Source organism: Vibrio sp. 10N.286.52.F8 (assembly GCF_041468745.1).
GTDB classification, from domain to species: domain Bacteria; phylum Pseudomonadota; class Gammaproteobacteria; order Enterobacterales; family Vibrionaceae; genus Vibrio; species Vibrio crassostreae_C.
The window spans coordinates 25,386-50,922 of record NZ_JBFRJF010000025.1 but is presented as its reverse complement, the minus strand read 5'-3'; the positions used below and the strand labels follow the sequence as shown (position 1 = coordinate 50,922).

The window sequence follows — 25,537 nt, the reverse complement described above, 5'->3', positions numbered from 1 at the left end:
AATTATGCAAAACTTTTTCGAGTTCATGCTCGGCTTATTAAAAGAGCCGGCGATCATGGTAGGTTTAATTGCTTTTATCGGCCTGGTTGCACAAAAAGCAGATGTTTCTACCATTCTAAAAGGCACAATTAAAACCGTAATGGGTTTCCTAATTTTAGGTTTTGGTGCTGGCGCTCTTGTTGGCGCACTAAATAACTTCTCTGTTGTATTTACTGAAGCATTCGGCGTAAGTGGTGTTATTCCAAATAACGAAGCAATTGTTGCATTAGCACAAGAAGCATTCGGTTATGAAATGGCTCTAATTATGTTCTTCGCATTCGTTGTGAATATTTTATTGGCTCGTTTAACACCTTTAAAATATATTTTCTTAACGGGTCACCACACAATGTTCATGTCTATGCTGGTAGCGGTAATCCTGTCTACAGCTAACATCGAAGGCACTGCTCTCGTTGCAATCGGCTCGATCATTGTGGGTTCACTGATGGTTATCATGCCTGCACTTGCTCAAAAATACACAGAGAAAGTGATGGGTACTGATCAGTTGGCGATGGGTCACTTCTCAACGTTCTCATACTTAGTATCGGGTTACATTGGTAGCAAGTTTGGTGACACTTCAAAATCAACAGAAGACATCAACGTACCTAAGAGCCTAATGTTCCTGCGTGATACGCCAGTTGCTGTAGCAACAACAATGGCTATCTTCTTTATGTTTGCCTCAATTGTTGCTGGCGGTGACTTTGTTGAAACAGTATCAGGCGGTCAAAACTGGGTAGTATTCACCTTCATGCAATCTCTTGTGTTTGCCGGTGGTGTTTACATCGTACTGCAAGGTGTGAAGATGCTGATTGCTGAAATCGTTCCTGCATTCAAAGGTATCTCTGACAAGCTAGTACCGGGCGCAAAACCTGCTCTAGACTGCCCTATGGTATTCCCTGTAGCACCAAACGCGGTACTTATCGGTTTCCTTTGTTCTTTCGCTGCTGGCCTACTAGCAATGGCAGTTCAAGGTGCGCTTGGCTGGACAATCATTGTAGCTGGCGTCGTTCCACACTTCTTCGTAGGTGGTGCAGCAGGCGTTTACGGTAATGCGACAGGCGGTCTACGCGGTGCAATTCTAGGTTCGTTCTCGCAAGGTCTGTGTATCTCTTTCCTACCAATGCTACTGCTTCCAGTACTGGGTGGCCTTGGTCTTGAAGCGACAACGTTTGCTGACTTCGACTTCGGTGTTGTTGGTCTTATCCTAGGGTGGATTGTTTCATGAGCTTATTCGATTTAATTGGTAACCAAGGCGTTATCATCAACTCTGAAGAAAACCTAACGGTTGATGCGGCGATTGATGTGACTTGTTCAACACTGCTAGCGAGCAACAAAATCGAAGCAAGCTATGTTGAAGCTATCAAGCAAAAGCACAAGGACATCGGCGCGTACTATGTTCTAGCACCAAAAATTGCGATGCCTCATGCTCGTCCTGAGGATGGTGTGAACGAAGCATCACTGCAAGTGACAGTATTCAAGAAGGGTGTTGATTTAGAGTCGGAAGACAACGGTGACGTTTATCTTTCAATTACTCTGGCGGCAATGGACTCAGACAGCCACATCCACACGATTATGGCGCTATCAGAGTTGTTCCAAAATGATAATGACATTGATGCCATCATCGCAGCGGAAACTGAGCAAGCGATCATCGAGATCTTAAAGCGATACTAATCTCGATCTAAAAATCCTGATAAGCCCCCATTAAAAAAAGCGATAGCCTCGGCTATCGCTTTTCTGTTTCTGGTGTTTAGTCATTTCGACCGAGTATGAGTTTAGGCGTCACACCTCGAAAGCATTCAGTGGCGTTAAAACGCGTACATTCGTTTGTCTGTCGATAATTCAAAGCAATATTGCGCGTGTTTATTAAGGCACTCAAACACTTCTCGATCCAACTTAAAGTTATCAACGTGGTCCCTCAAAATAGCGAGAGTCTCTTCTAACGTCATGCCTCCACGATAAGGTCGAGACTGAGTTAGCGCTTGAAACACATCCACCACAGCAACAATTCGACTGGGTTGATCCAACTCTTCCGCCGTTTTTCCCATTGGGTAACCCGAACCATCTAACCTTTCATGGTGATTAGATGCCCACTGACAAACCTGAGGTGAACTGAACAACTCCTGCAATGCGAATCGAGTGTCCGTTGCATGGCGTTTAATACAGCAATACTCTTCTTCAGTGAGTAAATCCGGCTTATGCAGAATGTCATTAGGGGTTTGCAGTTTACCGATATCATGGACTAACCCAGCCAGATAGAGTTTGCGCTGAGTGGTGTAGGAATAACCCAGCTGTTTGGCGAGGTATTCTGAAAGCTGCCCAACCTTTAAAGAGTGCTTAAAGGTAAACGAACTTTTGGTATCAACAACATTGGCGATAAACTCGGCAAAGGCCACCGTCTCATCCAGCGACATTTGCTGGGAGAAAAATGGCACAGGTTCAAAGTTATCCCTCATGTTCTCGATGTATGGAATCTCCATAGAAAACCAGAAGTCATCCAAATCAACCAACTCGCACATGTGTTGCACAAGGTTGGTTTCGAACATCTCATCCGCTTGTTCAGTCAAACGTTCAATGATGCTCGCTTTGCCATCTGGTGTTAGGTTTCCATAACGATCAGAAGAGGTTATGCCGTATAGATAATCGACTCTATCGGCAAGCATCACGATGGCAGCTAGTTCTCTTTCTAACTCGCTGATATGAATAGCCCTTAGCTCAGACCACGGAGTATGGTGATAAAGAACCGGCTTAGCAAATATAGAAAGAACTGGGCACTCTTTTAAGATTTGGTAGCCCTTTTGACAATGGTGATAGCTTGAGTCAGGTACAAACCCAGACGTTAAACTGAGCTGTTCATCAATTTGCGAGACACCACAGTCGTGAATCAAGCCTAACGAAAACGCGAGCTGCGCTTGCTCTTCTTCCCACCCCACACTCAGAGCACACCGATACGCGATGTAACCCACCCTCTGTCCATGATTTTTACTTTCGAAACCGACGTTATCAAGCGCCTTAGCAATACCGAATAGAGCCTTCCTTAGGTCCACGGTCACGTCCTGGCAATGTTGATTCATTATTTAAGCCTAGCATTTTTATATTTTTTATATATTTAGGCCGCTAATACTAATGCATAGCTAATGATTATATACACAACTATTGTAAGGTTTAATGAGTTTCGTGATAGAACCAACGTATCACGAAAAATCCGTGCTACAAATGGTTGCATATTAAAAATCATGCGACATTATAGCCTGCCGACTAAGATTCGCTTAAATAAGCAGCCATAAGAAAAGGAAAGACATGTTTAAAACGGTTATCGACAACGAACTCTCCATCGCATTGGCTGAAGAGAGCTTCGCTTCTCACTACGCGGAAATCTCACAAAGCCAGAATGAGTACCTAAGTCAATGGCTCGTGTGGCCGCCACATTGTAAAACCGAGCAAGACTTTAGGATCTTCATCCAACGCTCGCTACACGATTATGCGGAAGGGAAAAGCATGACCTGTGCGATCGTGTATCAAGACAAGGTCGTCGGTAACTGCAGTTTCAATACTATTGATCATGATAAGCAAAAGGTGACGATAGGTTATTGGTTATCTGAGACATACCAAGGAAAGGGGATTGTGACGCGCGTTGTCCAGAAGCTGATTGATATTGCTTTCAATGAGTTAGATATGGAAAAGGTAGAGATATCAGCCGCAACCGGTAACCAAAGCAGCCGTAAGGTTTGTGAGCGCTTACATTTCACGTTAGAAGGTATCATCACGCGTAACGAAAACTTGAATGGTCGCATCATTGACCACGCTATTTATGGCCTTCATCGCTCTAAGCTCTAAGCTCTAAGCTCTAAGCTCTAAGCTCTAAGCAGTAGTACTAAGAAGTCACTAGCTTGTAAATCGGAATATGAAAAAGCCACGGTATTAGTCGGTGGCTTTGTTATTTGACGAGCCTGAAGAGTTCTTAAAGCTACAGTTTATGCGATCTTAGGAATCACGATACTGAACTTGGCACCACCATGGTTGCTGTCGTCGATTTTGATATCCCAAGAAAGTTTTTTAGCCGCCGATAGAGCAATCGCGAGGCCCAACCCCAATCCACCGTTGGTCGACGTTCTGCTTGAGTCTAGTCGAGAGAACGGAAGGAATACCTCATCACGCCTATTCTCTGGTATTCCAGAACCATTGTCTTCAATCACCACCAGCCAGTTTTCTGAGTTCTCATCCAGCGTCATCCACACTTTGTCTTGTGTGTAATTACCCGCATTCTTGAGAACGTTATCGAACACCAAGCGTGCCATTGAGCAATCACACTTAATCTTGCACTCTAGCTGTACCTTAGATTCAAAGGTGGCATTGTCTAGTTTCGAGTAACGAATTCGGTCTAGGCAATACTCACGAAGATCGGAGGTCACTTTAACGAGCTCAAAGAAAGAGTTATCCATGACATTCAACTTCGACAGCATGATGATTTCTGACGTGAGCTCGTTGATATCCTCAATGTAGGTATCAATGTCATCGAAAAGAACCTGATGATTATCGGGGGCTCCCCTTCTTAGGATATCGGTCGCCAGTTGAATACGACTTAGCGGAGTTCGTACTTCGTGTGGGATAGCTTGAGCGAAAATATGACTTTGTTTTACTTTGCTTTCGATCTCTTCAGCCATGAAGTTAAAACTGCTGGCCAAATCAGAAACAGGATGGATGTCGTCCATGTCAGATCGAGTACTAAGCTTGCCCTTACCAAACTGTTTCTGCTTCTCGACGAGCAACTCTATTCTTTCTTGAAAACGCCTCACAGGTAAGTAAACACTTGCTCCAATCGCCACAATCACAGCCAACAACAGCCCTAACAAAAAGTGTCGTTCTGAGTCTTCGTACCATTCAATGTCAGGAGAGAAAAAGTCCCCTACCTCACTGAACCCAAAACTGAATTTAGAGTTTGGTAGCTGAAACACGGTCGAATAGAGGTTGTCATCACTTAGATATATCGGCACACCGTTTAAGGTTGTGTATAACTCACATTGTTGGCAAGGCGCCTCGCCCGACCAATTCTCCAACAGGCGTAAATTGAAGATATAAAATTGTTGGTAGCCTGTTCTATCGAGCTCTTTATAGAGTGAGTTTTCTTGATTGTGTTGACGAACATACTGCTCCGCAAAGTAGATGCCATCATTGAGGAAGGTTTCGATCTCGGTGCGTCGCATGTACCCCTCACCAAGGTTCAAGAACAAAAATATCGTTGCCGACATCCCAGTCACAATCCCAAGGTATAAGCGAGCAAACATCGAAACCGAGCGAAGCTTCGTAGCAATGAACTTACGCAACCAGCATGTACCCCTTGTTGCGAACCGTACGAATCAACTGTTTGTCTTTTGCGTGAATGCGCAGCTTTCGGCGTAACCCAGACACGCGCATATCAATCGAGCGGTCGTTGAACGCGTAATCTATCCCTCTAAATAACTGACAGCACTGGTCTCGAGTCACGACCTGACAGATGTTATTAACGAGAAGGTTTAAGATTTCAAATTCAGCAGAAGTAAGCTTGAGGTTTTGGCCGTAGAGCGTGGCACTTTGAGCAGAACTGTTGATTACAATATCGCACTGTTTTTCAGCCGTAGTTTCTTGCGCAGTTTTTACGGGAGTCGCTCGACGCAATAACGCTTCAATTCGCGCTAACAAGGCATGGCCACGAATCGGTTTGGCAACGTAATCGTCCGCACCAAATTTAAACAAGCTGACCTCGCTCATTTCATCGGCGGAAGCCGTTAGCACTAAAATCATTCCATTGTAAAACTCACGGGCTTGACGGCAAATTTGCGCGCCGCTCATCCCTGGAAGCATCAAGTCCAACAGCACTAAATCAGGTTCAATACTACGGATCGCTTCAAGTGCCAAGCTCCCTTCATGAACAACGCTAACATTGTAACCTTCAGCTTCGAGGTAAAGCGTCGTTAGACGAGCTATCTCTTGGTCATCTTCAACAATGAGCACTTTGGTTTTCGACATTCCTATCACCAGTATTTATTAAAAGCGAAGGCAGTATATATACTGATCATAGATCATCAATGTTGGAATCAGAGCCCTACATTTACCGTACGCAAAACATAGTAATCACTTTTGTACATACACGTTTACAGAATAGAGAACCAACAACCGGTGCGCCTTGGTTTATCAAGGTTTCCTCCTTCAGAGCACACCATTTTGATGTGCAAGGAAAGTGGCTCTTTGATAAAAGCGAACTGCTGCTAAACCTAACCTGTACAACAAAGCAAAAAGAGAAGCTGATAAAAGCCAGATACAACGCAGAGCACGACTGTTTAACTGAGCTTTATAATCGCCGCGGTATCACCAACCTTTTGGAAACCAGTATTGCCTATCGCTCGCCCTTTGAGTTGATGTTTGTCGACCTTGATGGCTTCAAATTGGTCAATGATACTTATGGACACAGTGTCGGCGACCAACTACTTAAGCAGGTTGGCGAACGTCTTAAACACCTCGTCGACGAGACGTGCATGATCGGTCGATTTGGTGGCGACGAATTTATTGTGATTGCCCACGCCTGTCGAAATCACAATATCCCACTGCTCTGCTCGCGTATTATTGAAGCCTTGAACAGGAGTTTCCACATCAGAGGAATTGGCACATTGTCTGTTGGTTGCAGCATTGGTACTGCTCATTTCCCTGATAATGCCGTCGATCAAGAGTCACTGCTCAAGCAAGCGGGTATGGCGATGCATATGGCCAAAGCAAATGGACGAAATCGATTTCAAACTTTTACACCTTGCTTAGCACAAACCCTTCACCGTAAGGTAGAGATCCGTCATCGACTCACGCATGCCTTAGAGAACGACGACCTCAATCTTCATTACCAACCGATAATGAACACTAACAGCGACAAGGTGAAAGGATTTGAAGCCTTACTTCGATGGTCGGACGAAGAACTAGGTGACATCGCTCCTGACGAATTTATTAACTTAGCAGAGGAAAGTGGGCAAATAGTTCCTCTCGGAAAATGGGTTCTCAATTCCGCACTCAAACAGTTATCGATGTGGCAACGAGAGTTTGATCATGAGTTGATGATGAGCATCAATATCTCGAGCATTCAGATGCACGCTACCTTTGCCGAGCAGCTATTAGCAATGTTGAACTTCTACAATATCCAACCTCAAAGCATCGCCCTTGAGATCACCGAATCTTCCATGATCTTCAAGCATGGTGAAGTCAGGCAAGCGTTAAGCGATATTTCTAAATTGGGCGTAGAGCTTCACCTTGATGACTTTGGCACAGGCTACTCGTCACTGTCGATGTTGCATGACTTACCGATTAGCACCGTGAAACTCGATAAAAGCTTCGTCCACGGTTCACACAAAGGGAGCAAAGCGATTGTCCAAGCCACCCATGCTATCTGTGAAAAATTGGGGCTAAAAGTGGTTGCTGAAGGTGTCGAAACCGAAACGCAAAAAGCGTTCTTAATCGATTGTGGATACCAGTATCTTCAGGGATTTTTATTTAGTAAACCAATTCCCTCAAATGAAGTCGAAAGTCAGTTTTTGAATGGTCGACAATCCTACAATTAAAGACTTATTTATCAATAAATTAAGTCGTTTGAATGCTTCCTAAACAATCGGCTGCTGTGGGTGTGTACGCTTACGTATGCTTACATAGCGTTTAACAGTAAGAGGAAATAATTAAGCTATTGTTTATAAAGAAAATTACTTAGAAATTCACACAATAAAACACCAAACCATTATACCCACTAACTGTAATGACTTTGGTATTTAGATTACCCTCATTCCGTCCCTTTAGCAGAGCAAATAATCGGTAACCATGAACAGACAAAACGGCTTCACTCTTTTAGAACTCATCATCTCTGTATTAATTTTAGCGATCGTTTCGGCGACAGCTATGGTCAAGTTCTTAGACGTTCAAGGAAGTGCTCGGGCGAGTAAAATACATGATGTGGCTGGTAACCTTCGCACGGGTATCGATATGATCTACGCGAAGTCAGCGATTGCTGGCGTTGAGGATGAGTGCAACTATGTTGAAAAGACGGAGATTGAGACCTACTACGTTTGTCATGGTTACCCAATCGCCTATGTTGACTCACTAAGAAGACTGCTCAATATCGACGCAACAGAGCTTCATGTCATCAACAAAGAAGTAGACTCTGGCAGCAATGCAGAAAGAGTAGCCGCCATCTCTTTCGACACCGAAAACTACACCTATTCGCCAGAAGGAGACTTTTGTCAGGTGCTTTATCAGCCAGAAAAAGAACCACAGATCGTGGTGCTTGATGGTGCATGTTAAATACTCAACGATTGCACGCTTCCATAGTTAACACAAAGCCACCGCAACAGATCTTTGAATATCATGTGGTTACGCTAACATTTGCTCAAAAATAACACTAATTGATCTAACTTGTTGCTGCTTATACTTTTAGGCAGTGCTCATGGTATAACACCAATCTCATTCATATCTTATTTTCATCACTAGCCGATTAATATTTACATAGACACATATTTGATACATATGTCAATAATAATTCCATTAAAATTCTTTAATCAACACATCATGATAAAAATCATCCTTTCCCTATTTTAAATATCCCACCTTAAAGTTTAATTATTTAAATTTCGTAACAGAATAAATTAAAGTCAATCATTCAACAAATATAATTAATTCTATCATTGATTACTTTAATTAAATCACCAAAACAATACGCCACATAAATTATATTAATATCACATAAAATGACATAATTTAATTTTATCATGAAAAATTCTGATAAATCTCACGCATCGATAAGCTGAATGAATACCACCAGAAGCTACATTAGAAACCTCTAAATCCAGTCGCTAAACCTACCGCGTAGAAGCTGTGAAATGGATAAATACCAAAACAAATGGATAAATCCCCTTTACCCCTTGTAAATCATTGGCTTTCATTTATAAATTCAACTTTTGGGTGAACATCTCCATAACCTTTCATTAAAGCCCAAATTCTGCGATTAGTATCAACATCTTAAGAGGAAATGGTGACATTTTGGTTATATTATTTAGATCGAACTCTTGTGTTGAATGACAATCCCAGCCATCACATATCCATCACACAAATATAATAACTATCGCTTAGGAGTTGAGCTATGCACTGTTCTTTCAATATAAATAACAATAATGAGAGCTTGCAACTGATCTACAATGAAGAAAAAATATACATAAAAAGAGACAGTAATAAGATATCAGAGGAAACTCTTAATAGTAAAGAGAGTTTTGTTTTCAAATACCTTATTGAACACTCGTCAATATCAAACCCTCAATCTGCACGAGATGTTGAAGAATCTTTTAAATTACACTTTGACGAAGAGTTTAGCTTATACGCGTTAAAAAATATTATTGCTTCTATAAGAAAGAAATATCGAAGCTTATGTAAGAAAGCGAAGGTAGATAATAATAGCGAACTTATCTCTAACCTTTATAAGGTAGGTTACTTTATCGATCTCGATAAAAGCTCAACCAACCGTATCGCACCTAAGTACGACATCAACCAGTTCAAGCCCAGCCAGTTCGAGATGTTGAAACTGATGTTCAACACCTATCATCGAGAGCTGATTAAGGCTCTGATAGCCGTGTTCACCATCTCTTCCTTTTTCCTATTCGTTGTCTACTTTTCCCAAATCCTTTATACGACGAAGATTGCGAATGAATACAGTGAGAACACCAAACACATTGCCGCAGAAGTCATGGACTACGGTTGCGATAGCCACGGGGCTGTGCACTCGCTAAGGCACTCGCTCAACCTTGATTCTGTCGTCATGACCACACCTTATGACTCCTGCTATATCTCTAAAACACGTTCTAAGATGATAGAGCTCAATCAATTAGACGACTTCTACGATAGTGCTGACTTTGCCTATTCACGCTTCATGGATACCGAGCACGACATTGAGATGGTTGCTCGAATATCTAAACGATCTATCGAAGCTCGATACAAGAACTCACTATTGCCTCTATTAGTCGATTCGATTTCCATCCAGAAGAATGGTTACCACATCTTAAACCTTGGCGAAGAGAGTAAATCTATCTATCAAACCTCCCTACCAACGGGTGCAACCATCACCTTCTACAGTGACGACATTGTTGCACTATGGATTGCGCTTTCTCTGATACTCGCCACCCTGCTTTATCGCTCCTATATTCTGGGTTTCGTGATCTACCTGTTTCGTTGGAAACACATCTCCTTTGAAGAAGAGCCGATCATCAACACCGAAGACAACTGCGTTCTCTACTACGAGTTGTTATCTCGTGTGCGTAACGTTGGCGTTTTAAGCTTCATCAACACCATGAGACGCACCAATTTACTCACCTTTCATACTATTTTACTCATCGAGACAGTCAGAAAAGCGAAGTTAAACAACAGCCATGAGATCTATGGTGTCAACGTGTGCCCAAGTGCTTTGGTAGGGTCGAACTTCGCAAGGCTCAGAGAGCATTTAGCCGCGATGGAAGCGAATGAGTTTGTCGTAGAGATTACTGAATATTCGAACATTGGCTATGGGTGTGAGGTTATCGATAACATTAAGGATATCAAAAAGCTTGGTATCACTATCGCTCTGGATGACTTTGGTACGGGCAATAACAACATCGAAATCATCAATGTTATCTCTCCGGCCTATCTAAAACTGGATCGTTGCTTTGTTAAGGATATCGAGTCAGGAGAGCATCATCAGGGTGTATTGCTCAATATCTCGGAGATTGGACGCCTATCAAATATCACAATGATTTATGAAGGTGTCGAGACGCGTAGGCAGCAATATATCTTGTGTCAGTTAGGCTACAACTTACATCAAGGTTACCTATATAGCCGGCCTAATGACTCAAAGGAGCAATAGGCCCAGCCTAATAGAAATCTTGATCAGCAACCATTCCCTATTCAAATAATCATCGCTCATACAGCTGCTTGAAAGCCCACAAGGACGTAGGCTTCAAGTACCCTCCCCGCCAAACATGCTTTATCCAAAAATAAAAATATCCGATCCATTTTCATAAAACCCTTGCCAATTCGTATAAAAAGGTTAGTGTTATACACATGTATATCACCATGCAGTTTTAATTATGACCGAATGGAAAGACGACCAACCGATCTTTAGGCAGCTTGCCTCAAAGATCAGTGACCAAATTCTTCAAGGTGTTTGGTTAGAGCAACAAGCATTACCCTCTGTGCGCGCGGTTGCTGCCGATCTCAAGATCAACCATCTTACTGTCATGAAAAGCTATCAGTTACTGGTGGATGAAGACTTGGTAGAGAAAAAACGCGGACAAGGCATGTATGTGGCCGAAGGGGCACTTCAAAAATTGAAAGAGTCTGCACACCAATCATTCATCAACACACAGATCCCAGCCATCGCTGAGACGCTAGGCATCATTGATATGAGTGTCGAAGAACTCGTGAAACAGCTAGCACAACATATAAAGGACAAGTCATGAGTACGTTACTTTCCGTGAAAAACGTAACCAAAACCTATTCAAATCAAGTGGGTGTCGAAAACATCAGCTTTGAGTTAAAGCCAGGACAAGTACTTGGTCTGCTGGGCCACAATGGCGCGGGTAAATCGACTCTGATCAAATCACTGCTTGGTGGACACAACTATCAAGGTGAGATTGAAGTAAACGGCTACCACCCTATCCACCAGCACGCAGAGCTCATGCAGCACTTGTCGTACATCTCAGATGTTAACGTGTTACCAGAGTGGATGACGGTTAAACAACTGCTTCGATACACACAAGGTGTGCATCCTAGCTTCAACAAGCAAAAAGCAGAACAGACGTTAAGCAGCACCAATATTAAGTTGTCTTCTGCTATCAAGCAGCTTTCTAAAGGGATGAAAGTACAACTTCACCTTGCGATCATCATCGCGACTGACACTCAAGTGTTGATCTTAGATGAGCCTACACTGGGCTTAGATTTGCTGTACCGCGATACTTTTTATCGCCACCTACTAGAATGGTTCCACGACGGCGAACGCGCCATGATCATTGCAAGCCATGAGGTTTCAGAAATTGAACACCTATTAACGGATGTACTGATTTTGAAGCAAGGTCATTGTGTCCTGCAAAAAAGCATGGAAGACATCGAGAGCGACTATTTCATTCTTGAAGTCGCAAACAACCATTCAAGCGAGATTCAGAAACTCAACCCACTGACCTCACAATCAGGGCTAGGCACTACTAAGTGGTTATTAGAAGGTCAATACAAAGCGCAGGTTGAATCACTGGGTAACATCTATAACGTTGGTCTCGCAGATCTATTCCTTGCAACACAGACGGAGAAGGCATAATGCATCCAAGTTTTTACATGCTAGAAAAAGAACTCATCGAGCACAAAGTTAACACTCGATTGCCTCTGTTTGTCGCGTTATGTGGTTTCTTACTGTTCGTTGGTCTGTTCTTTAATGGCGCAGCACAACATGAGTTTTTCTTTGAAATGCAAGTGAACGGTGACGTGAGCGACATCCACAGAGAGTTCGCACAAGATCTCAACTCAGTGATCTACTTTGGCGCGGGCCTTATTTCACTGATCCTGTCGACGCTATATATCCCTAAAACGCTACGTAAAGAGCGCCAAGAAGGCAGTTCGATGTTTTGGAGAAGTATGCCGGTATCTAACGCAATGACTCACGGCGTGAAACTCGGCTTCGGTTTAGTGGTTATTCCGGCTATCTGTGCATTGTTAGTACTGTTCGCAGATTTTCTATTCTGGATATTGAACGCCTCAAGTGAACAACAACTGGCGCTATTGGTTGAGCAGCAATCTCTGTTTTATGTGCTGAGCAACTGGGTCGTGTTTTTTGGACGAATGATGTTAGTTGCACTGGTTTTATTGCCACTGGCAACCGTCACTCTAGCGATTTCCCAGCTGGTAAACTCTCCATTGCTTGTCATTTTCATCTCAAGCTATGCGATTAAGTTCCTCTCTGTCGCCGTGTTTGGGTTCTATGGCATCAATGACTTCCTATCTCTCATCGCGTCATTACCAATGAATGTGCTCATAGCAAGCAACCCATTAAGTGCGATTGCAGAAGCGCCGATTTTATCTCTAGGTATTTACGCACTGATCGGTGTTGGTGGCTATCTTTTGAGCCTAAAGCTGAACCGAACCGATGATGTCAGTTTGAAGACGCTCTTCCAACGTTAACGCATTCGCTCCTGACGTTGGTGTTATCTCTCCCGAGCAGGTAACCACACCAGATATCAAAATCTAAATCAAAGCTTCTGAGAAATCGGGAGCTTTTTTTGATCACGACTTTGCCAATACAGAAATGAGTAACAAGAACAAAGGGACAAAAGGACAAAAGGACAAAAGGGTTTTAGTAGGAGTAATAGAGTGAAGCAACAAGAGAATCTAAGAGGAGGTATTAATGAGCTGACATTGAATGCATTGTTGTTAATGCCTGTCAGCTCTTTGGGGGATGATTTCTTTAGTCGCCGACCAGATGAAGGTCCTTGAGAGTGCTAATGAAATCGATTTGTTGCGTTTTACATTTGATTAAGCTTTTCAGCTTTTTTTTATCTTAAAGCTTTACGATTTAAAGCTTATTTCTTTGAAGCTTCTTTCGCTGTGTCTTTCCAGTATTGGATGCGAACGCGATGAAGCTGTGCTCTTCTCATTTTTTTCATAAGGGATATTTCCTTTTCTTTAACTGCTCTTCATGAGCTATTTTTATTGCCAACCATTCGAATCTAACGGTGTTTGATGTCCAGATCAATGATACAAATCACAAAATTTATAGAGTTTTGAGTACCATTTACATCAAAGTATGACCTAGATATCAACTATGGCTCAATTCAATCCTATGAGCCGCTCTTCAAAATTAAGGTTAGTTCTCTCAGATGACAAATTCATTTCAGTATCAATACAGTTCAATGATACTAATTTAATAGACCGGACCAACGCTGATTTAGTTCCAGTGTCTTATCATTTATTGATTACACCGCCCTTGAAGTTACAGTGTAACCATGAATGCATTCGATGTGAGCAAATAATCGCCACATTAGCCTATACGTCACAACATCAAAATGGGATTATGTTTGTAACGGGTAAAGCTTTTTATAGAAAAAAGCCGTAGTGGACAAAATTAAATAGACGTAATTAAATGGACGTAATTATGAGTAAAGTAATTCTGCAAGGGCATATTCTCGTGCCAGACAACGACCTAGAAGCCGTGACACAAGCCTTGGTTGTGCACAAAGAACTGACACTGGAAGAACCTGGTTGTATTGTGTTTCGAGTCAGTCAAAGCACGCTTCAACCTAATCGCTTTGAAGTGTATGAAGAATTCACTAGCCGAGAAGCATTCGAAGCGCACCAACAGCGAGTAAAAACGTCTGAATGGGGTGAAACCTCCAAGAACGTGACACGTCATTACCAAGTCACCGATGTTCCGACATCATAATGATACATCCGCTAGCCAACAGTATCGTCACGTTGATCAAGCAAGATCCCTTACGAATGCAGGTTTTAGACTGTGTCGCTCAGCTGGATTTGCCGCAGTGCTATGTTGCTGCGGGCTTTGTGAGAAACCTCGTTTGGGATCACCTACATGGTTATGCCTCCCCGACTCCATTCAATGATATTGATGTGATCTACTTTGATCCCATTGATACCTCTTACGAATCGGATCTTAGATACGAGGCTCAGCTTAAACAACGGTTACCCGAACTGAATTGGCAAGTTCGCAATCAAGCCTACATGCACACTAGAAATGGGGATGAACCTTACCAAGGCTCATTGGATGCGATGAGTTATTGGCCAGAGAAAGAAACCGCCGTCGCCGTGAAACAAAGCCTCCATGGAAACATCGAGTGTATTTCTGCCTTTGGCTTAGAGAGTTTGTTTGATTTGCAAATCACACCCAATCCAAAGCGTAGCCGAGATATCTTTGATCAAAGAGTGCAATCCAAAGGTTGGCTAACCCAGTGGCCCAAGTTAACGATGAGTCACAGTTAACTAGCAGTCGAATTCAAACGCTAAAACCATTGACTAAAAGTCCAATCAGATCGAACATGCCCCACTTATTAGCTTATTAAGTTAGTAATTAACCAACTCATCAACCACGCGTGGCGACTAGCTGCTACGCTCTCTCGTCATACTGAGTAACGACCATGAACCAACAATACATGCTGCAAGCACTCGAAGCTTCGCGCCAAGCCTTACCTGATTGCCAACCAAACCCGCCAGTAGGGTGTGTTTTGGTGAAAGACGATAAGGTGGTGTCTGTTGGATACACGCAAAAAGTCGGCGGAAACCACGCCGAGGTTGAAGCACTCAATAACTATAACGACAAAACGGACGGAACAATGGAGGGGGTTACCGCTTACGTAACTTTAGAGCCATGTTCGTTTGTCGGCAGAACACCCGCTTGCGCCAATACATTGGTTAAAGCAGGTGTAAAACACGTAGTCGTGGCGATGCTAGACCCAGACCCTCGTAATAATGGTCGTGGAGTTGCCATCCTTGAATCGCACGGTGTGAAGGTAGATGTGGGGTTATGCCAAGCGCAAGTGAGCACCTTTTTAGCCCCTTACCTTGGTAAGTCCTAGATCTTAAACAGCCAGTATTAGTTCAATTTCACTCGATAAAGCGGATTGACTGGCTTATCGACAAAATACGACCAAATATGATCGTAGACGGCATGTTGGTTGGGGAACGGCGCTAACGCTTTTGCTTCTTCTAAATTACACCAGCGGTACTCGGTGTGTTCGTCATTCAGTTCAATCGCTTGGTTGGGTGGGCATAGCACTGCAAACACGGGGATTAGCTGAATCACATTCACGTGCGCCTCATAAAACTGCTCCAGAAACTGCGCGTTATACAAAGCTTCCACTTTAATTTGGGTCTCTTCTTCAAACTCGCGCACGATAGCCTGCCAGCCTGTTTCTCCCGCTTCAATCGAGCCTGCGACATGACACCAAAACTCACCTTTAACACGCTTCATTAATAGCATTTTCATTTGTCCGTCGATCTCTGAAATAGCGACACCGGAAACAATCGAAGTATTGAGTGGAATCATAACGTTACCTTAGTTTTCATAAGAGGGCAGCAAGGCTACCACCCTTGGTTTGTTAAATTGTCTTCTATGATTAAAAACGAGAAGTTACTCATCAATTAATGGTGTTCAAGCTATAACTCATGGGTTCAGTATTAACCGTCTCGCTTAGCTATCCAGTAATAGAACCATTTCTTATTTGAGGCGCTTTTCGATAAAGAGTAGAATCGCCGCCTTGTACTGTGTTTAACGTCTCTAAACATACACAGTAGACTCACAACCATTTATCACCACGATATAAGTATTAATACGACTATGCACTCATCAAAACCAACGCACGACTCAGAAAACAGCCACACACCTGAGCATTGCTTCACTCGTTTTCAACAGCCGATCGAGTCATATTCGTTGCCTGAGCGTTTCACATTCCCGTTCTACTACGAACCGCACCCACTGTGTGAAATCGCTTCTCATCAGCTTCAACAATATCTAGAAACTCAAACCGACTGGCAGCATGACTTCGGACTGGATTCTGACGCTGGTCGCGGCAAAATGTTTGGTGTGTTATTGGTGAAAAGCCCTGAAGGTGAATTGGGGTACTTCTCTGCTTTTTCAGGGAAAATCGCCGACCAAAACCTACTGCCTCACTTTGTACCGCCCGTGTTCGACATGCTCAGCAGCGACAGCTTTTTCCATCAAGACACAGCCGACATGATGGCTGTCAACGCTGAGTTTAAAGCGCTGCAAGCAAATACTGAATACCTTGAATTGTGCGAGCAACTGGCACAGCAAAAAGCGCAAGCCGAGCAAGAGATTGAAGCTCAACGTCTATTGATTATTGAAGGCCGAAAAACGCGTAAAGAACAACGTGAACAAGGTAAAGAAAACCTTGATGAGCAAGCTTTCGAACAGCTAAATAATGAGCTAAACAAAGCCAGTGTTGCCGACAAGAACCAGCAGAAGTACCTAAAACTTAACTGGGAACAGACCCTGCAAGTGTTGCAAGCTAAAGTTGATGTGTTCAACACTCAACTGGCTGAGCTAAAAGAGCAAAGAGCACACATTTCTCATCAGCTTCAACACAAGTTGTTTTCACAATACGCTTTCCAAAATGCGGAAGGAAACGTTGAAGACCTTAACCAGATCTTTGAAAACACGCCAAACAAGATACCACCAGCTGGCTCTGGTGAATGCGCTGCGCCTAAATTGCTGCAATACGCGTACTTACATGGTTACACGCCACTGGCATTGGCTGAATTTTGGTGGGGCCGCTCTCCAAAGTCGGAAATCCGCAAGCACAAGAAATACTACGCTTCTTGTCAGAGTAAATGTGTGCCGATTTTAGGCCATATGATGAAAGGCCTAGAAGTCGATCCAAACCCATTGCTAGAGAACCCAGCAGAAGGCAAAGAGCTGGATATTCTGTTCCAAGATGAGCACATCGTGGTAGTACACAAGCCAGCAGGTTTTCTATCCGTGCCGGGTAAAACCATCAAAGATTCCGCCTACACACGTGTTCAAGAAATGCATCCCGATGTTGAAGGCCCATTTGTGATTCATCGCTTAGACATGGCGACCTCTGGCATTCTAATCTTCGCTCTCACACGACGTGCGAACAAGAGCTTACAGAAGCAGTTCATTACTCGTGAAGTCGAAAAGCGTTACGTGGCAATGATTGAAGGCGTTCTAACAGAAAATGAAGGCTATGTTCGACTGCCATTGCGTGGTGATTTGTATGACCGCCCTCGTCAAATTGTCTGCTTCGAACACGGCAAGCCAGCAGAAACCAAATGGGAAGTGATTGAGCGAAACGGGCAAACCACTAAGGTTTACCTGCATCCTAAAACAGGGCGTACACACCAGTTGCGTGTTCACTGTTCACACCAAGAAGGCCTTAACATGCCTATCGTCGGTGACGGCTTGTATGGCAATAAAGCCGACCGATTGCACTTACACGCAGAAAGACTTGCGCTGCACCACCCAGTCACCAAAGAGTGGATGGAATTCCAGTTCGACGCCGAATTCTAAAATCTCTCATTAGTAGCGAGCTTTGATAAGGAGTCACAACCGCTTGTGGCTCCTACCTCTTTTGGGTATATCTCCACGCTTATTGCACTACATCAAGATTCACTTTGTTGTGAAGAGTAGCATGCCCACCTTCTTCTCTCCTTGAGGCCTTTGATATGTCATCAGCTGCTTTGAATTTACAACCTAACAAACTGACTTCCCCATTAATTGCAACTCAAGCACCAAGCTTGAAGCCAATTACATCCAAAAAGCCAGACTTAAACTCGGCAATGCTTAACTTAATTGAAGAAGTTAAAAATGAACTCCCTCTTTATGAGTCGGAGACGTTTATCTGTGGGCCAAAAGGAAACTGCTCGGGTTGCTCTAAGAAGCTACTAGAGATGGTCGACAGTGAGTTGATGTACTGGGAGCACAGTATTTCCATTGGCCAAGGCCCCAACTTCGAAGAACTGCGCCGTTTTGGTAAGCTATGCAGCAGTGTTAGACGCGGTTTAGAGCGTAACGGTTTAGTCGAAAAACGGCCAAAGAAAAGATAACAAGCAAGTCGATAATCATTACAATGTGTCTTTGGCGATTACAAGCCACCCTGCTACTAACTGATTGAACTCGTTAGCTATAAAAGTAATAATGTTTTGTAATACAATTCAGTGCGCAGACCGACTTCGTAGATTCGGACTCATAGAGATAAGTTCATCGATACTTTCACCATATTCTTGAACGACTCTATCCTTCTTGTCTGACGTGCCTTAGTCTTCTGTATATCAATATCACATCAATTAGAAACCTATCTTGGACAACGGAGAGCCACCTTGAAGAGACCACAACCAGTACTGGGAAAGACCGGTATGCTATTTTTTCTCGTCATAATAAGTGCTTTCCCTCCATTGACCATCGACCTTTACTTACCTGCGCTTCCGCAGATGGTCGAGGTGTTTAATACTGACCGATCAATGGTCAACCTAACCCTGAGCAGCTACTTCGTTACTTACGCCATCGGTCTTTTGTTCTGGGGGCCGCTCAGCGAAAAATTTGGTCGTAAGCCGATCCTATTAATTGGATTAGCGGGTTATATGGTCGCGAGCATATTGTGTGCGATGACCAATAGCATCGAACAGTTAATTGGCGCTCGTGTATTCCAAGCCTTTGCGGGTAGCGCCATCACCGTTATCGCTACCGCCATTGTCAAAGATCTTTATGACGGCCGAGAACGTGAAAAGATCATGGCGACTATCATGTCACTGGTGATCATCGCGCCAATGGTTGCGCCTGTATTTGGTGCCTTTCTACTGAAAATTGCTTCTTGGCGAATGATGTTTGTCACGCTCGCCATTTTTGGTGCATTTGCGTCAGTATTAGCTTGCTGCTACCGAGAAACACTCGAAAACAAATACCAAGGTTCTATATTCCGATCATGGGGAAGAATGGGCGTGGTCATGAAAAACCGCTCGTTCGTCAAGCTGCTGGTCATTTTCTCTATCATACCGATGGCGTTGATGGGCTTTCTTGCGGCGGGTTCTTATATCTACATCGATCACTTTGGATTGACCGAACAACAGTTTAGTTACGCGTTCGCATTCAATGCACTGTGCGCCTCATTTGGTCCAACAATTTACATGAAGTTGTCCTACCGAATGCCGGTTCAAAAGGTCATCTCAGGATGTTTTGCTTTATTAGCGCTTGCGGGAATCTTCACCCTAACCATTGGCGACCTGTCCCCTTGGTTCTTCATGTTCATCGCTGCACCAGCGACATTAATGGCGATCATCATGCGAGTACCGGGGACCAACTTGATGTTGAATCAACAAGATCATGACACGGGCTCTGCCGTCGCACTGATACAGTTCTTCAGCATGATTTGTGGCTCGCTTGGCATGGTATTAGTTTCAATCCGCCCAGAGTCACTGATTGAAAACCTAGGCTTTATCCAATTATCCATCGGTACGCTAGGCGGCCTGATGTGGCTAATGGTCAGAAACAAAGAGTTCGTGACTAATAAGCTGAATTAAAGCTCTCAAGCCTAATTGTCATTCACACTACAATAAACTTGAAAACCGCTATAACGAAATTAGAAACCGTCTACATAGGCGGTTTTCTTGTATTTGAAGACGTACATTGAATTTTCAAGCCATGAGTTTCACGCACAAAAAAGCTCCTATTAAGGAGCCTTCTTATCAGAGCCAGTGAGCACTCAGTTTGGTCAATTGTTACTAAGCTTGAGCCACTTGACGTGCTGGGTGTTTAATAAACACAGCAACCACAGCCACGATTGCAAGAGCAAAACAGTAGTAAGAGTTAGCTACAATATCCAAAGGCGATAGGTTAAATACCGAACCTAACAGCAATACCTGCGCACCGTAAGGCAACACGCCTTGAATCACACAAGAGAAGATATCCAACAAGCTTGCAGAACGACGTGGAGACACATTGTTCTCTTCCGCCAATTGACGAGCCACACTACCAGAAACAATGATTGCTACGGTGTTGTTTGCCGTACATAGGTTCACCATTGATACCAAGCCTGCAATGCCTAGCTCACTTGCGCGGCCATTCGCTTGCTTAGAGTGAGAAGAACCAAATGCACGAATCAAACCGCTCACTAAGTTAGTCAGAAATGCTAATCCACCTTGGCGACGCATCAGCTCACTCAAACCACCAATCAGCATCGACAGTAAGAAGATCTCTTGCATGTTGCCAAAGCCTGCGTAGATATCTTGAGCGTAATCCGTCATACCGTAGTTCTCAATAGAACCTAGGCTCACTCCACCCGCTAGCAAGATACCAATCGTCAACACAACGAACACATTCATGCCCGATACCGCAAGGATTAGGATAGTGATGTACGGAAGGACTTTCAGCCATTCAATTGGGCCTGTTTCAGGAACTTGAGTTGCTGTGCTGTTGAAAGCAAAGATAACAATCGCGATAAGTGCAGCAGGAAGTGCTATACGGATGTTCTCTTTAAACTTGTCTCTCATCTCACAGCCTTGCGAGCGAGTCGCGGCAATCGTGGTATCTGAGATGATAGAAAGGTTGTCACCAAACATAGCGCCACTTAGCACTACGCCAGCGGTTAGAGGAATACTCATACCAGCTGAGTCAGCAATGCCTAGTGCAACAGGAGCAACCGCAGCGATAGTACCCATAGAGGTGCCCATTGCTGTCGCAATGAACGCCGAAATAAGGAAGATGCCCGGTAGGATCATGCTCGTTGGGATAGCCGATAGACCAAGGTTTACCGTCGCGTCCACGCCACCAGAAGCTTTAGCCACAGCAGCAAAAGCACCCGCCAATAGGTAGATCATACACATTGCGATAATGTCTTTGTGACCCACGCCACCTAAGAACTGCTCAATCGCACGGTTCAATTTATCTTTGCTCAATAGCAACGCTAACATCACAGCAGGCAGAGCCGCAATCGGAGCTGGAAGTTGATAGAAAGCAAAATCGACGCCTTGTAGCGACAGGTATGTACCCACGCCAATAAACAGCGCAAGGAAAACGATCAGAGGGATAAGCGCCACTGCAGAAGGGGCAATTACCGCGTTAGAATTTTTTGAATTGGACATGGAACGACAACACAATAGAACAGGAAGGTGAGCAGACTAATGTCACACTTAGAACTTGTCAACGTCTAGACGTCTAAACGCCTAATTTAATGCAAAGTAATAAGAACCCTATTGAGCATCACGTAATAAAAAAGGCTATTTACTCATCAGTAAACAGCCTTTCGATAACAGATAGTGCGCCGCTAGAAGTTAGCGTTTCTGCTTGAACGTTACTTGGTATTCACCAATGCCTTCGTAGTGGAAGGTCGTTGGTTTATCGAATTCCATTTCCACGATACCGCAGTAAGAGCCCGTGATAATGGCTTCACCCGCTTGGAAATCAACACCACGACGTGTCATGTAGTTAATCAGCCAGTAAATTGGGCTTGGTGGCAGTGTATTCGGGTGCTTACCGTCGAATGCTTGAACTTGCTCGCCTTGAGTCACTTCAATACTGATCTCTGCAGAAGTGAACGCTTTTTCGCGATCAATCTCAGAGCCAATAAATAGACCTTGGTTTACTAGGCCATCGGCCAGCTTTTCATAGAACTCAGCGCCGCTGTCATCCGCAAAACGAGACTGCATTAACTCAAGTGCCATGTGGCAAGAACCAATCGCTTCGTTGATTTGCTCTTCGCTGTAGCCTTCTTGGCTTGCAGGCAGGCTCTTAGCAAGCGTAAATGCGATTTCAGGCTCAACGCGTACTACGCCGTTGTCAGCAAACAGTTCACAAACTTCGCCTTGTTGAACGCTGCCCGAGAAGATTGGCGCAACAACAAACTTGTCTTCAGCCAGAGGAAGTAAGCACTTCCAACCGCCGACTTTATCGCTTTTCAAATCGATCATTGAAGATTGGATCTTTAGCGCATCTTCCAAGTTATTCGGACGGTACTGTTCGTCCAATCTTGGTGCTTTGGTGCCAGCAACACGACGACTCAACAGTTCTTCAGCTGCTTGTTTAAATACATTTGTCATATAATACCACCTTTAGTTTTATGACCAGTATAATATCGGATTTCTTAAAGCTTGAATAGACAATTCAACAACGGTGCTACACCGAAAATTCAGCCATCAATTTTCGCATATTCTAGACGCAAACAACTGAAACTATTTTGATTTAAATGTAAAAAAGCCAGTAAGTTCGTTACTGGCTTTTCGATGTGTTGCTGATGGTTAGGCTTTACTGCCCTTTCAACGTCTTCTTCAAATTCTGCATGAAGTTTCTGAAGTGAGGCATAAAATCAACAAACAGAGGGTGTTTTCTATCTTGCATCATCAATGGGCCTAACAAGCGAATGCTCACTCCTAGTCGCGCTGCTGATTGCTCATCTAAGCCGCTGTCATGTTTGATCTTCTCAACAATCGCGAACATATCTTCTCTGTCTTCAATTTCAAACTGCATGGTTTGAAGTTCACGATCTTCTTTGATGTTCACTTCTTCGATAGTGATACGGTAGTTATTGTGTTTGCCTGTGAATGCTTTCATTTGGACCTCCTAAAATGCTTAAAAAGTGTTTTGGTTAGCTCTTCATGAATCGTTCGAGCTTAGGTTTAACCGTCATCGACATCACGACCATGATCGCAAGGCCAATGGGAAGTGCGGCAATAAATCCATTAAACCATCCACTGGTAAACGCCGATGTATCCGAAAATCCAATGTTATTTGCCGCTGTTACAAATGCCATCATGGACTCCATTATGAATGCCATGATCAGTCCTACGATCAGGTTGCGAACTTTCTCGCTATAAGTTGTGAACACTCTAGCAACGGCTTTGGTGACTAAAGCCATCATCACCGTGCCCATTGGCATCATGATCACGACAACAAGGGCTAACGAAGAAAGCCAGTTGCCAATAAATTCCTCGCCGAATCCGACATTCATGTAAGTCATCACAGCCGTTAAACTGCCGCCAATCGTCAGCATTAAGCTCATCATGACCAAAACTTTGTATAAAACCGGTGTGCCTTTTTGCTCAGGAAGAGTTGGCGTTAGAGTTGCTTGAATCGTCATATCTATTTCCTGTCTTGAATTTACGAACAATTAAGTTGATAATGTCAACTATAAATACAGTAGTTGATAATGTCAACTATATTTCTAAGGATAGTTTATGTCTGATAACACATCGCTAGAATCAATCTTTCGTCTAGTGCACTCTTTGAAACGTCAAATGAGCGAACAGATTGAGAGCTTAGACTCAGAGATCGCACCTATGAACATTCGTGTCATGAAGATCATTACTAAGAAGTCTCCATGTACCGCTATCGATATCGCACACTTCCTAGATCGTGATAAAGCACAGGTCACTCGGCTCATTAATGCCTTGATCAATCAGGAACTTGTGAAGAAGTCTCCGAACCCGGAAGACAAGCGCAGCCAGTTATTGGTTCTGACTGATAAGGGTCAAGAGATCATGAGTAAGGTCTCGGATATCGATCGAGACATGCTGAAGAGAATGACCAAAGGCATGGCCGAAGACGAGTTAGAACAATTCAGAAAAATTGCGAAGAAAATGGCGCAGAACTTAGAAAGCTGATCTTAAAAATAAAACGAAAAAACGCCACCGAATCGTAAGATCGGTGGCGTTTCGTGTATAAGTTGGGTTGTACAGCTTAGTGGTTTAGCTATGTCTATTTGGATGACAGCTCTAATTCGATGCTAGTTTCCACCATGCCTGAACAGGTACAGGCTCTGAGATCACCAAACGTTCACCCATCACCGGGCTTACCATTTGTACATCTCGCTCTTTGCTTATCGCCAGTGCTTGTTCCATTGGGTCTTGCCAATCATGCATAGAAAGGTCGAAGGTACTGTTGTGGATTGGCATCATCACCTTACCTTGCAGATCAATGTGTGCCTGAACACTCTGTTCTGGGAACATATGAATATCCGCCCAAAGTGAGTTATACGCACCCGTTTCAACCATGGTTAAATCAAACGGCCCAAAACGGTCGCCAATCTCTTTAAAGCCATTGAAGTAACCAGAATCACCGCTAAAGAAGACTTTCTTGTCTGAAGCGTTAATAACCCAACTGCCCCACAGTGTTTGGTCACGATCAAGCAAGCCACGACCAGAGAAATGCTGTGTCGGTGTCAACGTGAACTCAATGTCTGAGGCCGTTGCCGATTCCCACCAGTTCAATTCGATGATCTTCTCTTTATCCACGCCCCACTTTTCCAACAGTGCGCCCACTCTTAATGGCACTAAGAACGTCCCTACTTTGTCGGCTAATACCTTCACGGCACCTTTGTCTAAATGGTCGTAGTGATCATGGCTGATCACTACCACATCGATGTCAGGTAGATCTTGCAGTGAGATTGGGGTTGGGTGAAAGCGCTTTGGCCCCATCCATTGCACTGGTGATGCTCGATCACTGAACACAGGGTCAGTCATCACTAGCTTGCCATCTAGCTTCATCATCACACTTGAGTGACCTAAGCGGTACGCAACGTCTTCTGTCTCTTCGATCAATTGCTCGGCTGTCATCGGAATCAAAGGCAATGCAGCACGTGGCACTGGCTCATTTCTTTCCACGGTTACATACGCTTTCAAGATTGAAAAAATATCAGACATGCCCGATTTGTACTCTAACTCACTGTTAGCAAACTTCTTTGGAAGCTTATCTAGATTGTCGTTTGATTGTGAACCTGTGCTTACGATAGCGACCACGGCAAGTACTCCTAAAATCGGTAATAGATATTTTTTCATTGGTATCTCTTTAACCGTTGGGATAGACCCAACACATAAACTACACCGACTAGTTTATATGCCAAAACCAAAAAGTAAACCACCGAGTGTAATTTTTAATTTATCTAGACGTAAGCGTGTCAAAGTCGATTTTGGAAAAACCAATTTTGGCAACGAGTTAACTTAGTTATTTAGCTAGTAA

25 protein-coding genes are annotated in these 25,537 nt (G+C 43.6%); 16 read left to right on the top strand and 9 right to left on the bottom strand.

Going from position 1 to position 25,537, the window contains the following annotated elements:
- Window positions 1-4: 4 nt before the first annotated feature.
- Window positions 5-1,261 carry a PTS ascorbate transporter subunit IIC gene (locus AB4133_RS13450; protein WP_017069229.1) on the top strand — a complete coding sequence of 419 codons (1,257 nt, stop codon included), beginning with the start codon at window positions 5-7 and terminating at the stop codon, window positions 1,259-1,261.
- On the top strand, window positions 1,258-1,707 hold the full coding sequence (locus tag AB4133_RS13445; RefSeq protein ID WP_017069228.1) for a PTS sugar transporter subunit IIA: 450 nt from the start codon (window positions 1,258-1,260) through the stop codon (window positions 1,705-1,707). The genes AB4133_RS13450 and AB4133_RS13445 overlap by 4 nt, the downstream gene beginning before the upstream one ends.
- A 134-nt stretch (window positions 1,708-1,841) precedes the next feature.
- Here AB4133_RS13445 and AB4133_RS13440 read toward each other — a convergent pair whose 3' ends face one another.
- Window positions 1,842-3,107, bottom strand: coding sequence for an HD-GYP domain-containing protein (locus AB4133_RS13440; protein ID WP_029235617.1), 1,266 nt, complete (start codon window positions 3,105-3,107; stop codon window positions 1,842-1,844).
- A 226-nt stretch (window positions 3,108-3,333) separates the two neighbouring features.
- On the opposite strand from AB4133_RS13440, the gene AB4133_RS13435 reads away from it, so the two are divergent.
- Window positions 3,334-3,870 carry a GNAT family N-acetyltransferase gene (locus AB4133_RS13435; protein WP_372224737.1) on the top strand — a complete coding sequence of 179 codons (537 nt, stop codon included), beginning with the start codon at window positions 3,334-3,336 and terminating at the stop codon, window positions 3,868-3,870.
- 137 nt (window positions 3,871-4,007) lie between these two features.
- On the opposite strand, the gene AB4133_RS13430 is transcribed toward AB4133_RS13435, so the two are convergent.
- Together AB4133_RS13430 and AB4133_RS13425 are read right to left on the bottom strand one after the other, a co-directional pair.
- Window positions 4,008-5,357 (bottom strand): sensor histidine kinase KdpD, encoded by a 1,350-nt coding sequence (locus AB4133_RS13430; RefSeq protein ID WP_017064877.1) that lies wholly within the window; start codon window positions 5,355-5,357, stop codon window positions 4,008-4,010.
- Window positions 5,350-6,039 carry a response regulator transcription factor gene (locus tag AB4133_RS13425; protein ID WP_372224735.1) on the bottom strand — a complete coding sequence of 230 codons (690 nt, stop codon included), beginning with the start codon at window positions 6,037-6,039 and terminating at the stop codon, window positions 5,350-5,352. The genes AB4133_RS13430 and AB4133_RS13425 overlap by 8 nt, the downstream gene beginning before the upstream one ends.
- Window positions 6,040-6,098: 59 nt before the next feature.
- On the opposite strand from AB4133_RS13425, the gene AB4133_RS13420 reads away from it, so the two are divergent.
- The 9 genes from AB4133_RS13420 to AB4133_RS13380 all read left to right on the top strand — a co-directional run bounded on the left by AB4133_RS13420 (window position 6,099) and on the right by AB4133_RS13380 (window position 15,629).
- Window positions 6,099-7,610, top strand: a complete 1,512-nt coding sequence (locus AB4133_RS13420; protein WP_372224734.1) for a putative bifunctional diguanylate cyclase/phosphodiesterase — start codon at window positions 6,099-6,101, stop codon at window positions 7,608-7,610.
- Window positions 7,611-7,860: 250 nt separating this feature from the next.
- Window positions 7,861-8,340: a type II secretion system protein gene (locus AB4133_RS13415; RefSeq protein ID WP_017060589.1), complete on the top strand. Its 480-nt coding sequence runs from the start codon at window positions 7,861-7,863 to the stop codon at window positions 8,338-8,340.
- 835 nt (window positions 8,341-9,175) lie between these two features.
- On the top strand, window positions 9,176-10,921 hold the full coding sequence (locus AB4133_RS13410) for an EAL domain-containing protein (protein ID WP_017066680.1): 1,746 nt from the start codon (window positions 9,176-9,178) through the stop codon (window positions 10,919-10,921).
- Window positions 10,922-11,144: 223 nt separating this feature from the next.
- The gene (locus tag AB4133_RS13405; RefSeq protein WP_017079597.1) at window positions 11,145-11,516 is read left to right on the top strand and encodes a GntR family transcriptional regulator; all 372 of its coding nucleotides are present in this window, start codon (window positions 11,145-11,147) and stop codon (window positions 11,514-11,516) included.
- The gene (locus tag AB4133_RS13400) at window positions 11,513-12,367 is read left to right on the top strand and encodes an ABC transporter ATP-binding protein (protein WP_108122013.1); all 855 of its coding nucleotides are present in this window, start codon (window positions 11,513-11,515) and stop codon (window positions 12,365-12,367) included. Before AB4133_RS13405 ends, AB4133_RS13400 begins: the two co-directional genes overlap by 4 nt.
- Window positions 12,367-13,224: a hypothetical protein gene (locus AB4133_RS13395; RefSeq protein WP_108180493.1), complete on the top strand. Its 858-nt coding sequence runs from the start codon at window positions 12,367-12,369 to the stop codon at window positions 13,222-13,224. The genes AB4133_RS13400 and AB4133_RS13395 overlap by 1 nt, the downstream gene beginning before the upstream one ends.
- 970 nt (window positions 13,225-14,194) lie before the next feature.
- Window positions 14,195-14,482 (top strand): putative quinol monooxygenase, encoded by a 288-nt coding sequence (locus AB4133_RS13390; RefSeq protein ID WP_017085393.1) that lies wholly within the window; start codon window positions 14,195-14,197, stop codon window positions 14,480-14,482.
- Window positions 14,482-15,036 (top strand): nucleotidyltransferase family protein, encoded by a 555-nt coding sequence (locus AB4133_RS13385; RefSeq protein ID WP_372224732.1) that lies wholly within the window; start codon window positions 14,482-14,484, stop codon window positions 15,034-15,036. The genes AB4133_RS13390 and AB4133_RS13385 overlap by 1 nt, the downstream gene beginning before the upstream one ends.
- 155 nt (window positions 15,037-15,191) lie before the next feature.
- The gene (locus tag AB4133_RS13380; RefSeq protein ID WP_017060582.1) at window positions 15,192-15,629 is read left to right on the top strand and encodes a bifunctional diaminohydroxyphosphoribosylaminopyrimidine deaminase/5-amino-6-(5-phosphoribosylamino)uracil reductase RibD; all 438 of its coding nucleotides are present in this window, start codon (window positions 15,192-15,194) and stop codon (window positions 15,627-15,629) included.
- Between the two features lie 17 nt (window positions 15,630-15,646).
- Here AB4133_RS13380 and AB4133_RS13375 read toward each other — a convergent pair whose 3' ends face one another.
- Window positions 15,647-16,099 carry an NUDIX pyrophosphatase gene (locus AB4133_RS13375; RefSeq protein WP_016769103.1) on the bottom strand — a complete coding sequence of 151 codons (453 nt, stop codon included), beginning with the start codon at window positions 16,097-16,099 and terminating at the stop codon, window positions 15,647-15,649.
- A 291-nt stretch (window positions 16,100-16,390) separates the two neighbouring features.
- Between AB4133_RS13375 and AB4133_RS13370 the strand changes: the two genes are divergently transcribed.
- The 3 genes from AB4133_RS13370 to AB4133_RS13360 all read left to right on the top strand — a co-directional run bounded on the left by AB4133_RS13370 (window position 16,391) and on the right by AB4133_RS13360 (window position 20,109).
- Window positions 16,391-18,103, top strand: a complete 1,713-nt coding sequence (locus tag AB4133_RS13370; protein WP_017072196.1) for an RluA family pseudouridine synthase — start codon at window positions 16,391-16,393, stop codon at window positions 18,101-18,103.
- A 155-nt stretch (window positions 18,104-18,258) separates the two neighbouring features.
- The gene (locus AB4133_RS13365; protein WP_017060579.1) at window positions 18,259-18,639 is read left to right on the top strand and encodes a hypothetical protein; all 381 of its coding nucleotides are present in this window, start codon (window positions 18,259-18,261) and stop codon (window positions 18,637-18,639) included.
- Window positions 18,640-18,948: 309 nt separating this feature from the next.
- Window positions 18,949-20,109, top strand: a complete 1,161-nt coding sequence (locus AB4133_RS13360; RefSeq protein WP_065677369.1) for a multidrug effflux MFS transporter — start codon at window positions 18,949-18,951, stop codon at window positions 20,107-20,109.
- Between the two features lie 201 nt (window positions 20,110-20,310).
- Here AB4133_RS13360 and AB4133_RS13355 read toward each other — a convergent pair whose 3' ends face one another.
- The 4 genes from AB4133_RS13355 to AB4133_RS13340 all read right to left on the bottom strand — a co-directional run bounded on the left by AB4133_RS13355 (window position 20,311) and on the right by AB4133_RS13340 (window position 23,660).
- Window positions 20,311-21,669, bottom strand: a complete 1,359-nt coding sequence (locus tag AB4133_RS13355; RefSeq protein WP_017064890.1) for a Na+/H+ antiporter NhaC family protein — start codon at window positions 21,667-21,669, stop codon at window positions 20,311-20,313.
- Window positions 21,670-21,858: 189 nt separating this feature from the next.
- A complete protein-coding gene (locus AB4133_RS13350; protein ID WP_017060576.1) occupies window positions 21,859-22,623 on the bottom strand; it encodes a hydratase in 765 nt (254 codons plus the stop codon).
- Window positions 22,624-22,828: 205 nt separating this feature from the next.
- Window positions 22,829-23,134, bottom strand: coding sequence for a DUF3861 domain-containing protein (locus AB4133_RS13345; protein WP_017060575.1), 306 nt, complete (start codon window positions 23,132-23,134; stop codon window positions 22,829-22,831).
- A 34-nt stretch (window positions 23,135-23,168) separates the two neighbouring features.
- Complete coding sequence (locus tag AB4133_RS13340; RefSeq protein WP_017081271.1) at window positions 23,169-23,660, bottom strand: DUF2798 domain-containing protein; 492 nt, start codon at window positions 23,658-23,660, stop codon at window positions 23,169-23,171.
- Between the two features lie 97 nt (window positions 23,661-23,757).
- Between AB4133_RS13340 and AB4133_RS13335 the strand changes: the two genes are divergently transcribed.
- A complete protein-coding gene (locus tag AB4133_RS13335; protein WP_017060573.1) occupies window positions 23,758-24,183 on the top strand; it encodes a MarR family winged helix-turn-helix transcriptional regulator in 426 nt (141 codons plus the stop codon).
- A 111-nt stretch (window positions 24,184-24,294) separates the two neighbouring features.
- Here AB4133_RS13335 and AB4133_RS13330 read toward each other — a convergent pair whose 3' ends face one another.
- Window positions 24,295-25,356 carry an MBL fold metallo-hydrolase gene (locus AB4133_RS13330; protein ID WP_029235615.1) on the bottom strand — a complete coding sequence of 354 codons (1,062 nt, stop codon included), beginning with the start codon at window positions 25,354-25,356 and terminating at the stop codon, window positions 24,295-24,297.
- Between the last annotated feature and the right edge of the window lie 181 nt (window positions 25,357-25,537).

What these genes read in the sequence shown, in the direction of transcription:
- AB4133_RS13405 (WP_017079597.1), top strand. Translation starts at nt 11,145, where the DNA reads ATGACCGAATGGAAAGACGACCAACCGATCTTTAGGCAGCTTGCCTCA.
- AB4133_RS13445 (WP_017069228.1), top strand. Translation starts at nt 1,258, where the DNA reads ATGAGCTTATTCGATTTAATTGGTAACCAAGGCGTTATCATCAACTCT.
- AB4133_RS13385 (WP_372224732.1), top strand. Translation starts at nt 14,482, where the DNA reads ATGATACATCCGCTAGCCAACAGTATCGTCACGTTGATCAAGCAAGAT.
- AB4133_RS13365 (WP_017060579.1), top strand. Translation starts at nt 18,259, where the DNA reads ATGTCATCAGCTGCTTTGAATTTACAACCTAACAAACTGACTTCCCCA.
- AB4133_RS13350 (WP_017060576.1), bottom strand. Translation starts at nt 22,623, where the DNA reads ATGACAAATGTATTTAAACAAGCAGCTGAAGAACTGTTGAGTCGTCGT.
- AB4133_RS13345 (WP_017060575.1), bottom strand. Translation starts at nt 23,134, where the DNA reads ATGAAAGCATTCACAGGCAAACACAATAACTACCGTATCACTATCGAA.
- AB4133_RS13390 (WP_017085393.1), top strand. Translation starts at nt 14,195, where the DNA reads ATGAGTAAAGTAATTCTGCAAGGGCATATTCTCGTGCCAGACAACGAC.
- AB4133_RS13375 (WP_016769103.1), bottom strand. Translation starts at nt 16,099, where the DNA reads ATGATTCCACTCAATACTTCGATTGTTTCCGGTGTCGCTATTTCAGAG.
- AB4133_RS13415 (WP_017060589.1), top strand. Translation starts at nt 7,861, where the DNA reads ATGAACAGACAAAACGGCTTCACTCTTTTAGAACTCATCATCTCTGTA.
- AB4133_RS13395 (WP_108180493.1), top strand. Translation starts at nt 12,367, where the DNA reads ATGCATCCAAGTTTTTACATGCTAGAAAAAGAACTCATCGAGCACAAA.
- AB4133_RS13370 (WP_017072196.1), top strand. Translation starts at nt 16,391, where the DNA reads ATGCACTCATCAAAACCAACGCACGACTCAGAAAACAGCCACACACCT.
- AB4133_RS13440 (WP_029235617.1), bottom strand. Translation starts at nt 3,107, where the DNA reads ATGAATCAACATTGCCAGGACGTGACCGTGGACCTAAGGAAGGCTCTA.
- AB4133_RS13340 (WP_017081271.1), bottom strand. Translation starts at nt 23,660, where the DNA reads ATGACGATTCAAGCAACTCTAACGCCAACTCTTCCTGAGCAAAAAGGC.
- AB4133_RS13360 (WP_065677369.1), top strand. Translation starts at nt 18,949, where the DNA reads ATGCTATTTTTTCTCGTCATAATAAGTGCTTTCCCTCCATTGACCATC.
- AB4133_RS13330 (WP_029235615.1), bottom strand. Translation starts at nt 25,356, where the DNA reads ATGAAAAAATATCTATTACCGATTTTAGGAGTACTTGCCGTGGTCGCT.
- AB4133_RS13450 (WP_017069229.1), top strand. Translation starts at nt 5, where the DNA reads ATGCAAAACTTTTTCGAGTTCATGCTCGGCTTATTAAAAGAGCCGGCG.
- AB4133_RS13410 (WP_017066680.1), top strand. Translation starts at nt 9,176, where the DNA reads ATGCACTGTTCTTTCAATATAAATAACAATAATGAGAGCTTGCAACTG.
- AB4133_RS13425 (WP_372224735.1), bottom strand. Translation starts at nt 6,039, where the DNA reads ATGTCGAAAACCAAAGTGCTCATTGTTGAAGATGACCAAGAGATAGCT.
- AB4133_RS13435 (WP_372224737.1), top strand. Translation starts at nt 3,334, where the DNA reads ATGTTTAAAACGGTTATCGACAACGAACTCTCCATCGCATTGGCTGAA.
- AB4133_RS13355 (WP_017064890.1), bottom strand. Translation starts at nt 21,669, where the DNA reads ATGTCCAATTCAAAAAATTCTAACGCGGTAATTGCCCCTTCTGCAGTG.
- AB4133_RS13380 (WP_017060582.1), top strand. Translation starts at nt 15,192, where the DNA reads ATGAACCAACAATACATGCTGCAAGCACTCGAAGCTTCGCGCCAAGCC.
- AB4133_RS13420 (WP_372224734.1), top strand. Translation starts at nt 6,099, where the DNA reads ATGTTGGAATCAGAGCCCTACATTTACCGTACGCAAAACATAGTAATC.
- AB4133_RS13400 (WP_108122013.1), top strand. Translation starts at nt 11,513, where the DNA reads ATGAGTACGTTACTTTCCGTGAAAAACGTAACCAAAACCTATTCAAAT.
- AB4133_RS13335 (WP_017060573.1), top strand. Translation starts at nt 23,758, where the DNA reads ATGTCTGATAACACATCGCTAGAATCAATCTTTCGTCTAGTGCACTCT.